The following is a 13159-nucleotide window of genomic DNA, read 5'->3' as shown; positions in this document are numbered from 1 at the left end:
CATACATGCACCTCTTACTCATGTTATGCCCGAACACAAAATTTCTGACACCCCCGGTTGTCCTGTTCCACAATAAGGTTTTCTTAGCTGCTGATTCTCACCCTGATTGCACATCACCCTCCAACACCTACGCTTACCCCTTGCTGCGCTTCAGTCACCCACAGGGGGCATCACCCATGCGCTCAAACAGGCAAAACCGCTTCACCTCTTCAGCCTTCGCCGCTGCCTTGTGCCTCATCCCCAACGCCCAGGCCGAAGACTCGGCAGAACTGGCGAAAAAAGCCCTGAACCCGGTGGCGGCGATGTACAGCCTGCCGGTGCAGTACAACTGGGATCAGAAGATGGGGCCGAGTGGCGAGGGCATGCACAGCGTGGCCAATATCCAGCCGGTGCTGCCGTTTGCCCTGAATGATGAGTGGAACCTGATTTCGCGGACGATCCTGCCGATCATTGATCAACATGGCCTGGTGGACGGTGGCGGGGCGGACAAGTCCGGGGTGGGGGATATCACCCAGAGTTTTTTCTTTTCGCCGAAGCAGCCCACGGCCAGTGGCTGGATCCTCGGTGCCGGTCCGGCGATTCTGATTCCCACCGGCAGTGATGAATTGCTTGGCAGCGAGCAGTGGGGCATGGGGCCGACGGTGGTGGCGTTGCAACAGGCCAATGGCTGGACCCACGGCGTACTCGCCAACCATATCTGGGGCCTGGACGGCAGCCCGCCGGATGACAAGCAGAAGATTAATCAGACGTTCCTGCAACCGTTCCTGTCCTTTACCACCAGCACTCTGACCACCTACGGGGTGAACACTGAATCCACCTACGACTGGCAGTCGCGGGAGTGGGCTGTGCCGGTCAATTTGACGGTGACCCAGTTGCTGAAAATCAGTGGACAGCCGCTGACGGTGCAGGCCGGGCCGCGGTATTGGCTCGACAGCCCGGAAGATGGGCCGCAGGGGTGGGGCTTTCGTTTTGCCGTGACCTTGTTGTTTCCAAGGTGAGGAGAGGGCCGCCAACTGTGCGGGCCAGAAAGGCCAGCCCCTGCAGGGTTTCGCGGCAGATCACACGCTATGCAGGCACCCTGAATCCCCTGTGGGAGCGAGCCTGATAGATGTTGAATGTGCCGCCGCCATCGCGAGCAGGCTCGCTCCCACAGTTGAGTTCAGGCAACGGCAAATTCTGTGACTGAGCATTTTGCTGGTGTCTAGTGAAGGGCCGAGCGGCGAGGGGAGAGGCGGTCCATCGACTGCTATCGATGGACCGTATTGCGGGGATTGGAAATCCGCCTCCGTTGAAGGAGGCGGGGTCGGTTGCTATTGGACCACCAGCGGCGCGGTGCGCACGGTGCCCAAGGACGAGCGCAGGGTGACGGTCGGGTTGGTGGCGCTCGGCACGATGGTCGTGGTGGTCGCCGTCAAGCGCCAGCGGCCAGTGACCGGGACGGTCGCGGTGCCCAGGGTGACCAGGCCACTGGCAGTACTGACCTGCACAGTGATGGTGTTGCCGACCACTGCCGAGGACGTCCCGGAGATGTCCCAGGTGAAGCGGTTGTTGGAACGTGACCGGGCCTCGGCGGTGGTCAGGACCAGGGTCTCCTGGGTGGCCAACGGAGTGACCTGCACGGTGACCGTGGCCGGTGTCGACAGTGCCCCCAGCGAATCCCTCACCTGATAGGTAAAGGTGGTGGTAAAGGCACTGGTGAGCGGCTGCGGTGCGGTGTAGTTCACCACGGTGCCGTTGGTGGTCACGCTGCCCCTGCCGGCTGCCGGCTGGCTCAGGATGATCACGGTCAGCGGGTTGTTGCCTTCTGGGTCGGCGTCGTTGGCCAGGACGTTGATGGTCGCGGTCCCACCCTGGCTGGCGGCGGTGTCGTTGTTGGCCACCGGTGCCTGGTTCGGACTGACGCTGACCGTGACCTGGGCCGGTTCCGAGGCCAGTCCTTTGCTGTCCCGGGCGATATAGGAGAAGGTCGCGGTCACCGGCACGTTGGTGGTCGGTGGGGTGTAGGTCAGGCTGGTGGTGCCGTTAAGTGCCACCGTGCCTTGCCCTGTACCCGGCTGCGTGACGCTGCCAATGGTCAGCGGGGTGTCTTCGTCGGGATCGCTGTCGTTGGCCAGGACATTGACCGTGATCGGTACGCCCGAACTGGTGCTGGCGTTATCGGCCACCGCCAGTGGCTTGCCGTTCTCGCCAGGTGCATCGGCGATACCACCGACCACCACCGGTTCGCTGTCCACGCCGCCGGCAGCTGACTTGACCGTCACGCTTTCCGGTGGCTGCGGCACATCGTTGATCACCAGATTGCCGTTGCCCGGCAGCGGACCGTAACCCTGGGCAATCAGGTCAGGTTTGAGCACCTGATCGCTGGAGGTGGCGCTGATGGTCAGGCGGTGGTTAGCCGGATCGTATTGCGCGGCACTGATTTTCACCACATCGATCGGGGTCCGTGAAACCGCCGTGGCTTTGGTGGTTCCGCCCGTTTCGCTGGCGGTCAACACCACCACTGAAGGCGGGGCGGCCGGTGTGACGAAGCGGGTGTAGAAGTAGCCATTGTTGTCGGTGGCCAGGTTTGCACCGGCGATGCACGGCCCACCCGGGGTGCCCACCAGGGTCAGGGTGGTGCGGTAGCAGACCGCCGACGCCGCCGGGCTGGTGACATGGGTACTGTCGTTGGTGCGGTGCGAGTCGGCGAACACCTCGACCTGCGAGCCGCTGGCGTCACGCTGGTAGGTGACGCGTTCGACCTCGATCGGGGTCTGGGTGCGGTCGTCGTAAAGCTTGCCGGAGATCGCCAGCAGGTTGGTGCGCAGGGTGCCCGCCGGACCGGAAATCTCCAGGTAGTTCTGCGGGTTGCCCTGGGCATCGAGCACCGGACTGCCGCGCACCGTATCGGTGATGTTCGGGTCGCCGATGAACTTGTCCTGCACCCCGGTTTCCGGGTTGGGCTCGGTGAAGTAGCGGGCGATTTCCGCGCCGGCTGCGTTGGTCATTATATTGGGCGCGGTGGCGCTGTAGAGGAACGGGCCGAGGGCGCCCTGCAAGGCACCTGCGTAGTTGAGCGTGGCGATACCGACGTCGCTGGTATCGTTGATCGCCCGCCGTCCAACGTCAGCGGCAGCCACCACATACGTTTTGGTGCCATAGGGGTGGCGCACGGTGTACATGCCGGCGGTAGGGACGGCGGCCCGGATCCTGATCCGGGCGAAGTTGTGCTGTTCGCCATCGACGATCTCGCCTTCGCCGGCGACCGCTTCCAGGGCTGCCACATATTGCTCGATGCCGTAGGTACGATCACCGACGCTGCCGTCAGCGGTGAACCAGAAGCTTTCGCCTGGCCAGTTGTTCGGGAAGATGATCGGCTCTGCGGGATTGAACGTGCCTTCCGGAGGAATGGTGCACATGTAGCCCGGGGCAGCTGGGGTGCCCGGTGCCCGCGAACTGACGGTTTTCGCCAGGCACAGCTCGAGTTTGACGTTGCTGAAGTCCTGATACCACATCGGGAATCGACCGGTGGCAAGGGTGTAGGGCCCCGGGTCGAAACTCTGCAGGGCGGCACTGGCACTGCCGGCCATGGCGATGGACAGGCTCAGTGTGTTGAAGATGAAACGTGGCCACGTGTTCATGAAACCTCCTGGCGCTCTATTCGAATTCGAAAGGGTCATGGGACGATGACCACTTCTTCTGTATCGCTACCGCCGTTCGCCGAAGTCACCCGAATGGTCGCCGGCGGAACGGTGCCGCCGGGCGGTGACAGGGTCTTGTCGGCGGCGCCGGCGAGTTCACCGATCAGCGCACCACTCCTGCCGGCATAGGCTTTCAGGACGGGTGGGGTGAGGCGGTCACTGGTCGAGGCGTCGATGGTCAACAGACCACTGCCGCGGCTGTACTGGGCGCGGGTGATGGTGACCAGGTCGGTCAACGGCACGGGCACGGTGGTGGGCGGGAGGGCGGTGGGGATTGCCAGGTGGTTGTCGGCAGTCACTTGCAGGGTGGCCGGTACCGTCGGGTTGACGGCCGACTGGCCAAACCAGCTGCCGGTGGTATTGGCCTCGGTCATGGTCACGGCCGTGCCTGCGCTGTCGAGGAAGATCACCGTGCCAGGTGGCGGCGGCGCCAGGGTGAACACGTCCTGGTGCGCGACCACACCAGTCGGTGTATTGCCCCGCGAGTAGCTGGCGCGTTTGACCAGGGCCGGAGCCGGCAGATCGACGGCGCTGAGCTTGCCGGAAACGGCGAACACGTCGCTGCGGATGTCGATGCCGTTCGGGCCCTGGATCCGCAGGAAGTTGGTATTGAACGGGCTGCCGGTGACTTGCTCTTCGACGTTCGGGTCGCCGACAAATTTTTCCTGCTGGCCGGTATCCGGGTTGGTCTCGGTGTAGGGGCCATTGACACTGCGCAGGAACGGGCCGATGTCGCCTTTCAGCGCGCCGGTGTAGTCGCCGGATGGGCCGATGCCGATGTCGCGGGTCATGTTGATCGCGCGGGTGCCGCCGGTGTCGGTGAACTCTTCGGGGGTGACGTTGAACACGTCGACGCCATAGGGGTGGGTGACGGTGTAGACGCCGGCAACCGGCACATCTACGCGAATCCGAATCCGCGCAAAGCTCTGCTGGTTGCCATCGGCGACTTCGCCGTTGAACGCGGCTTCGATGGCCGCGCCGTAGCCCAGGTCGATGCCTCGGGCGGCGTCGGTGATCGAACCGTCGGCGGCGAACCAGAAGGTTTCATCGGGGAAGTTGGTTGGAAACACAACCGCCTGGGTGTCATCGAACTGGCCCGGTGCCGGGTTGAGGATGCACATGTACGAAGGCACGCCGGGCGCCCCGGCGACTCGCGAGCTGACCGCCTTGCTCAGGCACAGGTCCAGGGTCCGGCCATGGGTGTCCTGGTACCACGCGGCATAACCGGTCTTGTTGCCGCTTTCGAGAGGATAGGGACGCGCACCGGGAACTCCCGGGTCTACGGCGTAGAGTGCGGCCTGTGTCGTCCCGCTGCTGAGTGACGCAAGCAGGATCGAACTTGCCAGTAGGGTCAATCTGTTGTGCATGATGCAGTCCTCTCGAAATGGCGCTGGCTGAGGTACAGCTCGGTCGAAGGGTGTCGAATCGGCTTGAGCAACGATCGTGCCGATTTGCTTGGAAGGACCACAAAGCGGGTGATTCGAGCGGGTGCAGCTGACCAGGCGGTATAAAGAGAGGAGGGCGTTGACGGCATGCCGCAGGTCACGGCGTGAGGTTCTATAAGGGGTGCGCGCGGAAACCCGGGCCGTGGAAAAGTGAAGTTGTGTCCAAATATGACGATTAAGTTGCCAATGCACCCTTGGAGCAGGCAAAAAAGTGGGTGCAGGGGCAAGTGCCCCATTGCTGGGGAAAATTTCCTCCGCAGTGGGGACGCTTTTTCATGCCAGAAGTGGGGGACGTCGGACAAATAGCTACCCATGCTCGGGGGTGGCCGCCAACTCGTTGAATCAAAAACGATTTTTTTTGTGGCGCAGATTTTGCCAAGCCAAGTCAGACATTGGATCCACTGACTGGGAGGCCTGCCGACATGATCTGCGCCCAACTGCACACTGGAATTGAACTCGAACGTATCCGCTCCTGGTTGCGAAAACCCCAAGGCCTGGCGGTCCTTGCCGGCGTGTGGTTGGCCGGGGGTGAATTCGCCGAAGCCGCGGTGCAGTGCCAGCGCACTCTGGTCGCCAATGTCGTGGCCATGGACCAGCCGCTGATGTTCAACCGGCTCGGCGCGCACAACCCCAACGGCATGATGTACGCCCTGCGCGCCGACGTGGTCGACAGCAACGGTCTGCTGATCACCCAGGGCGGCAGCGCCACCCCCGGTCAAGTCACTCTGCGCCCGGACAAGCGTCCGCGCCCCTTGGTGCTGCGGGTCGCCGCCGGTGATTGCCTGACGGTCAACCTGCAAAACCTGCTGGGGTTCCAGGCCAACCCTAATGGCCAGGGCAACGACCACGAGAACCCGGCCCTCGGCGAGTTGCACGTCGATGCCCAAGTCGCTGATCGGCATGTCGGTTTCCAGGTCAACGGCCTGCAGGCGTTCGGTTCGATCAACGATATTTCCGCCAACAGCGGGCGCAACGACAACACCCTGCTGTCCCCCGGACAAAGCCGCAGCTACACCCTGTACGCCGAACGCGAAGGCACCTTTGTTGCCACCAGCTACGGCGCCACCTTCGGCAGCGAGGGCTCTTCGGGCAACGTCGGCAACGGCCTGTTCGGCCAGGTGGTGGTACTGCCCAAAGGCGGTCGCGCCTATCACAACACGGTCACCGAAGAAGACCTGCGCCTGGCCACGCGCGGGCGCACGCCGGCGGGCCAGCCGGTGATCGACTACCAGGCGCGCTACCCGGTGCAGCAACCCTGGATTGCCGAAGGCAAGGCCGGCAAACCGATCCTGAGCATGGTCGACGGCAACGAGATCATCGCCAGTAATGCCGACGCCATCGTCATGGGACCGAACGCCGATGGCAGCTTCCCACCGACCACCTATCCCCTGGAAAGCCAGGGCCGACGCAACCCCAGCCTGCCCAATCGGCTGGAACCGTTCCGCGATTTCGCGGCGGTGTTCCATGATCAGTCGGCGGTGATCCAGGCGTTCCCCGGGTTTTGGGGCGACCCGGTGTTCGGCCAGATGCTCGATCCGGCGCGCGACGCCTTCATGGTCAACTACGGTTCCGGCGGCATGGGTGCCGAGGTCATCGCCAATCGCGTGGGGGTCGGGCCGATGCATGACTGTTTGTCCTGCGCCTACGAAGAATTCTTCCTCAGTGCCCACGCCACCGGCGATATCGCCATGCAGGTCGATGTCCCGGCCAACACTGGCCTGGAAACCCTTGCGCCGAGCCAGACACCGCCGGCCGACAGTGTCGGGATCAAGGCGAGCATGGCTCTGTACCCGGCCGAGCCGTCCAACGTCGCCCACAGTTACCTCGGCGATGCGGTGAAATTTCGCAATATCAGCGTCGGCTACGAGCAGCACGTGTTCCATCTGCACGGCCATCAATGGTTGTTCAACCCCAACGATGACAACTCCGACTACATGGACGCCCAGGGCGTCGGCCCGGGTTCGGGATACACCTACGAGATCGCCCACGGCGGCTCCGGCAACCGCAATCGGGTGGTCGGCGATGCGATCTATCACTGCCATTTCTACCCGCATTTCGCCCAGGGCATGTGGGCCATGTGGCGCATCCACGATGTGTTTGAAGAAGGCACGCGGCTGGCGGTGACCCAGGACGGCATCAACGACTACCACGCCGAGCCGTTCGCCTTGCGCAGCGGCCTGCCAGCCACGGGTGCGCGGGCCCTGCCCGATGGCGAAATCGTCGCCGGTACGCCGATTCCGGCGGTCGTGCCGTTGCCGGGCAAAGCCTTGCCGCCGATGCCGGGTAAAGTGGTGGTGATTCCGAAAATCAGTGGCGAAACCCAAGTCGCCGAGCACGAGGCGGGCGACGATGACTCGCCTCACGGTGGGCCGAAAGTGGTCGGTTCTCTGGCCCTGGTCGACCGCAGCGAAGCCAACCGCAACGCCGATGGCAGCTTGAAAAACCCTGGCTATCCGTTCTGGATCGGCGGCCTCGAAAGCACCGTCGGCCAACGCCCGCCGACTCCACCGCTGGACATGCTCGACGCACCTACCGCCACCGCCCTGCGCGACAGCGGCAAGGCCTTATGGTCGGCGCTCGATCCGGCCCAGGCCGGTGGTTGGGACGGCGGTCTGGCACGGCATGGCCTGGATGGCTGGGCGGCGGGCGGTGAGGCGCAAGTGAGCACTACTTCGCTGGACATGAGCAAGTCGCTGGAGCGGGCCAAGCCGGTGTATTTCCCGGAGGAGGGCACCGAGGTCGAACAGGCGGCCATGGCCTTCCACGCCAAGCCGTCCCACCCCAGCTTCGCCGTGCTGCCCAGCGGTGAACTGCAGCCGCGCAACTTTCTCACCAACGGTGCGCCGCCGGTGGCTGGTGCGCCGTTCTTCGAGCCGTGCATGGACGACCGGCAAAAGCGCCTGCTGCGCAGCGCCGGTGCCGGCATGTTCAACAGTGGCGAGCGTCTCGACGCCCAGTCATTCAGCGGTGCCTCGCCGTTCAGTGCCGATCACCCGCGCGTTTACAAGGGCGCGAATATCCAGTTCGACGCGGTGTTCAACAAGGTCGGCTACCACTTCCCGCAAACCCGCATCCTGACCCTGTGGGAAGACGCCTGGCCGGTGATCACCAAGCAGCGTCCGCCGGAGCCTCTGGTGATGCGCATGAACACCTTCGACTGCACCCTGTACCAGCACACCAACCTGGTGCCGTCGGTGTATGAGCTGGACGATTTCCAGGTGCGCACGCCCACCGATGTCATCGGCCAGCACATCCATCTGCCCAAGTGGGACCTGACCGCCGCCGACGGCTCGGCCAACGGCTGGAACTACGAGGACGGGGTGCTTTCGCCGTCCACTGTGATCGAGCGCATCCACGCCATTCGCCGCTTCAACAATTGCCAGGCCGGCGATCCACGCGAAGGTTCCGGCGATTGCCCGGTGGCCAAGCAGCACCCGTTCTTCGGCCAGTTCAACCGCGCCGACTGGCTCGGCGCGCGGACCATGTTGCAACGCTGGTTCGCCGACCCGGTGCTCAACGTCCACAACATCGATCGCGGCCTGGGCAACATCTTCACCCATGACCACCTCGGCCCATCGACCCATCAGCAAGTGGGCATGTACGCCACGGTGCTGGCCGAACCGGCGGGCTCCAAGTGGTACCACGCCGAGACCGGTGAGTCCCTGTACAACGGCGGCGGGCGCCAGGACGGCGGTCCGACGTCGTGGCAGGCGGTGATCGAAACCGGCGACCTCGACGGCGACAGCAAGAACGACAGCTTCCGCGAGTTCTTCCTCGAGTTCAGCGACTTCCAGCACGCCTATGAAGCCGGCGTGTATGTCGGCGCCGGCCCCGATGGCATCCCCAATGCGGGCGCTTTCCCGGCCACCGCCGACAGCTTCCGCTACGCGATCAACCCGCCGGGGCGCAAGGCGGCGGCCAATCGGCTGGATTCGGTGCTGGAAGTGGCCAGCGGGCAATTGCTGACCTGCCCGACACGGCCCTGCCCGCAGGCGATCTCGGCCTCCGATCCGGGGATCTTCGTCGTCAACTATCGCCACGAACCGCTGGGGCTGCGCATCTACGACCCGAACAAGATCGCGCCGGATGGCAAGCCCGGGATGCAGGCCGATGGCTTGGCCGGTGACCTGGCCTACGCCCTGCAAAGCCGCACCGACCGGGCGATCCCGGCGCTCAACCTGGCGCCCAGTGCGATCCGCTCGGCGACCGGGCCGACTGGCGGCGTCACGCTGATGCCGGCGCACATCAATCGCGGCGACATGCCGGGCGATCCGTTCACCCCGATCTTGCGCACCTACACCGGTGACAACGTACGCCTGCGGGTGAATGCCGGTGGCCATGAAGAGGAGCACAACGTGACGATGCACGGGGTCAAATGGCTGCATTCCGGCAGTGGCTTTGGCAACAGTTCCAACACCGGCTGGAAGGCTTCGCAGATGATCGCGATTTCCGAGCAGTTCGGCTTCATGGCGCCGGTGGCGATGATGTCCAGCGCCGCCAGCGACACCGGCGACTACCTGTATTCCATGGATGCGTCCCTGGAGGGTTACTGGAGCGGCCTGTGGGGCATCATGCGCAACTACTCGCAGAGCCGCAGCGACCTGTTCCCGCTGCCCAACAACCCGCGGCCGGTGACCGCGCGCAACACCGCCAACTTCAATGGCGTGTGCCCGCGCGTCGGGCCCAATCCCAACGGCATTGGTACCCGGCCAACGGTGCAGCGCAACTATGAAGTGGTTGCGGCGCTGGCCAACGACATCCTCGCCAACCCGCTGGGTCTGACCATTGGCGATGCCGCAGGCGAGGGCCAGCATGTCGGCGGTCCGCTCAATCCGCTGGGCGGCACCCTGGTCTACAACCCAAGGCCGGTGACGGTGCCGCAGGTAACCGTCTTCGATCCCGAGGATGGCGAGACCTTCACCATTGGCGGGCAGTCCGGGCCGCTGCATGACCCGACCGCGATCCTCTATGTGCGCAAGGCCGACCTCGACCCAGTCAGCGGCAAACTCAAGCCCGGGGTGCCGATCGAGCCGCTGGTGCTGCGCGCCGCTGCCGGCGATTGCATCAACATCACCCTGGAAAACCGTCTGCCGCTGGTGATGCCGGACCTGGTCAACAACGCGGTGATGCAAGGCACGGTCAAGCGTGATCGTTCCGGCGCGCAGGGTTCGAGCACTTTCAACAACAACCTGATGCGGCCTTCCAGCCACGTTGGCCTGCATGCGCAGTTGCTGACCTACGACGTCAGCAAGTCCGATGGCTTCAACGTCGGCGGCAACCCGGTGCAAACCGTGGCGCCACGGGTCGGCAGCAGCGGGGCCTGGCCGAGCCGCACCTACCAGTACTACGCCGGACACCTGGAGCGCGCCGGTCAACCGGTGGCCTCGCAACTGGGGCGCAACGTCGACGTAATCCAGGCCACGCCCATCGAGTTCGGCGGCCTCAACCTGATGCCGGCCGACCCGATCAAGCAACCGCAGAAAGGCCTGGTGGCGGCCATGACCATCACCCCGCCGGGCTCGACCTGGCAGGAGGACGCCGCGTCCCGGGCCTCGGCCACGGTGCAGGCGCCCGGTGGCACTCCGTATCGCGATTTCGCGATGGTCTGGCAAAAGTCGCTGAACATGCGCTGGGCCAACGGCTTGCCGGTGGAGAACATGGCGTCGGAGGGGCCGGGCGTGCCCAACGACCCCAAAGACAACTCGGACATGGCCATCAACTACAAGAGCGAGCCGCTGTGGTACCGCTTCGCCCGCGCCCCGGACGCACCCTTTGGCCAGGCCGGCGGCAATGGTCTGGGCGCGGTGCCCGATGCACACCGGGCCTACAGCAACAGCCTGGTGGGTGGCGACCCGGTGACCCCGATCCTGCGGGTCAAACCCGGCCAGCCATTCCGCACCCACATACTGATGCCCTCGGGCGGCAGCCGTGGCGCGACCTTCCAGCTCGACGGCCACATCTGGGCGTTCAACCCGTTCCAGGCCGAACGGGTCGACCTTTGGGGCTATCCGATGAAAGACGCCGGCATCGGCTCGGTGCGCTTCGGCTACAACCCCATGGCCATGTACATCGGCGCCCAGGAAAGCGTACTCCCCGCCGCCCACTTCAGCTTCATGTTCCCCAGCGCCGGCGGCGCCAACGCGGTGGCAGGGGATTACCTGTACCGGGACTATGCGGCGTTCGGCAATTTGGGCGGGATGTGGGGGTTGTTGCGGGTGAGTGATGAGCCGCTGCCGGGGGTGGCCCAATAGCGAGTGGAGACAAAACAGCCTGGAGGCGAAAGTCCCCAGGCTGCTTTTCTCTTAAGGAGAACACAATTACGGAAGCGGATTACAGCATCCAAAGAAACGTCTGATTTATTTCCAATCTGCGCCTCCTCTAGCGTGCGTCCTTTCGAAAAAAACGATAAGGACATACGTCGAATGGAGCGCTTTCACATCATGGTCGGTGACAAAACCACCGCCGAAGGCACTGTTACAACCGGCAACCCCCGCTGCACCATCAACGGCCAGCCCATGGCGTGTGAAGGCGATGAAGTCTGGTGCCCCAAGTGCGAAAGCACCGGCTACATCGCCATCGACGGTCCACACCTGATCGATACCATTGACGGCCGCCATGCCGCACTGGGTGACGACCTCTGCCGCTGTAACTGCGATCCCTCACCACGACTGGTTTCCAGCCAGACCATCCGCAGTCAAAGCTTTGAAGGCACCGTCGCACTGCCGCGCAATCACCCGGCCTACGCCGAACCGCCCTTGCCTGATGCACCCGCACCCTCAGCATTCACCCAGGCCTCGCAGCCCGCCCCGGCGGTGTTTTCAACCCCGCAGACCCAAGGTTGCGAGCACGCCTGGCGCGCCTACCAGAAAATGGCCGAAGCCATAGTCGCCCCCGGCGGCACCTTGATCGCCGACCCCAAGGCCCGCAACCGCGCAATCAACGCCGCCTACGCCCGCTTATGGCTGGAGGACCCGCGCTTGCAATGGGCCGGCCTCGCGGCCTTCGCCTCGAAACAGGTCGGCTGCGGCCTGCTGCATGCCGCCGGCTCCATCGACAAGATCGAGACCGAACAGCAAACCTTTGCTGAGCGTAAGGACAGCGCCAGGCGGGGGTTCTTCGGTCTGTTCGGCGGTGGTGCACGGGAGCGTGAAAGGAAATTGCAAGAGTTTGAACAGGCCCGCCGCGAGCACGAGCAGGCCAGCCGAGATAATCCGTTGCCGGGGATTGATTGGCGTCGTGAAGGGGAGTCGCTGTCGTCGGTGCAGCAGTTGTACAGGCACGTGTACGACATGCTTGCGATGGGCAATACCACGCTGTTTTTGGATGTGTATCCGTTGCATGTGTTTTATATGCAGCAGGGGTTTGGGGCGTTGGAGTCGTGTTTGAGGGTGCGGGAGCATATTTATAACGATGGTGCGGGTTCGGTGTTGTGGCCGGTGGAGCAGGAAAAGCTTCAGTTTGGTGGCAGCCACACAGAAATCCTGGAGGCTTTTAGAGCAATTCAGATGGGCAGGATTGCGGAAAGTGTTAAGGACCTCGCCACACACGAACAGGTCAATATCTTGCAGCCAACGATGTACAGCGATCCGTTATTGGTTGCCTTGCTCCGTGGAAATCACCTGGCGTACGTGACCAACTTGTTGCCAGGTGCCGCTCAGCCAATCGAATTGACCCTCGCCAGTCAGTGTGTCGCCGTCGATGACGGACGCACCATCGGCTTCGGCAATAATCCACTGGCCGACCTTTCCAATATCGAGCAACGCATGGCTTTTGTACTCAGGGCGGCAGCCCAGTTTCATCAACTGCTGCAAGGCGGTGATCGCTTCCGAGTCGAGCAAGCGATCCGGGATATTTCCGTCGGCGGGGGTGTGCGATGAGTCTGCTTCGTCCTGTTGGTTGGCAACGGTGGGCCTTGGGCTTGGTATTGCTCGGGCTGTTGGTCTGGTGGATCGACGCACAGTCGGAAAAGGAAATCGCTTTGGTGATTGGCGAGCCTTACGAGGACATGCGCCAGCGTTCCAGTGCATCCATTGC

Annotated in this window: 5 protein-coding genes; 3 read left to right on the top strand and 2 right to left on the bottom strand. The window is 63.7% G+C overall.

The window, feature by feature from the left end; translation table 11 throughout:
* Nucleotides 1-176: 176 nt before the first annotated feature.
* The gene (locus tag NR126_RS28030) at nt 177-998 is read left to right on the top strand and encodes a transporter (RefSeq protein ID WP_256832453.1); all 822 of its coding nucleotides are present in this window, start codon (nt 177-179) and stop codon (nt 996-998) included.
* Between the two features lie 312 nt (nt 999-1310).
* Here NR126_RS28030 and NR126_RS28025 read toward each other — a convergent pair whose 3' ends face one another.
* Both NR126_RS28025 and NR126_RS28020 read right to left on the bottom strand, forming a co-directional pair.
* Entirely contained in the window at nt 1311-3620 is a 2310-nt protein-coding gene (locus tag NR126_RS28025) for an Ig-like domain-containing protein (protein WP_256832452.1), read from the bottom strand.
* A 35-nt stretch (nt 3621-3655) separates the two neighbouring features.
* Nucleotides 3656-5047, bottom strand: coding sequence for a hypothetical protein (locus NR126_RS28020; protein ID WP_027618451.1), 1392 nt, complete (start codon nt 5045-5047; stop codon nt 3656-3658).
* Nucleotides 5048-5547: 500 nt separating this feature from the next.
* Between NR126_RS28020 and mnxG the strand changes: the two genes are divergently transcribed.
* A complete protein-coding gene (mnxG, locus tag NR126_RS28015) occupies nt 5548-11376 on the top strand; it encodes a manganese-oxidizing multicopper oxidase MnxG (protein WP_256832451.1) in 5829 nt (1942 codons plus the stop codon).
* A 171-nt stretch (nt 11377-11547) separates the two neighbouring features.
* Nucleotides 11548-13002, top strand: coding sequence for a PAAR domain-containing protein (locus NR126_RS28010; protein ID WP_256832450.1), 1455 nt, complete (start codon nt 11548-11550; stop codon nt 13000-13002).
* The last annotated feature ends 157 nt before the right edge of the window (nt 13003-13159 follow it).

This window comes from Pseudomonas sp. Pse1 (genome assembly GCF_024519635.1).
Taxonomy (GTDB): domain Bacteria; phylum Pseudomonadota; class Gammaproteobacteria; order Pseudomonadales; family Pseudomonadaceae; genus Aquipseudomonas.
The sequence above is the reverse complement of the archived record's forward strand: the minus strand, read 5'-3'. Positions and strand labels throughout refer to the sequence as shown.

Coding starts and splice junctions, on each gene's coding strand:
- NR126_RS28030 (WP_256832453.1), top strand. CDS start 177: ATGCGCTCAAACAGGCAAAACCGCTTCACCTCTTCAGCCTTCGCCGCT.
- NR126_RS28025 (WP_256832452.1), bottom strand. CDS start 3,620: ATGAACACGTGGCCACGTTTCATCTTCAACACACTGAGCCTGTCCATC.
- NR126_RS28020 (WP_027618451.1), bottom strand. CDS start 5,047: ATGCACAACAGATTGACCCTACTGGCAAGTTCGATCCTGCTTGCGTCA.
- mnxG (WP_256832451.1), top strand. CDS start 5,548: ATGATCTGCGCCCAACTGCACACTGGAATTGAACTCGAACGTATCCGC.
- NR126_RS28010 (WP_256832450.1), top strand. CDS start 11,548: ATGGAGCGCTTTCACATCATGGTCGGTGACAAAACCACCGCCGAAGGC.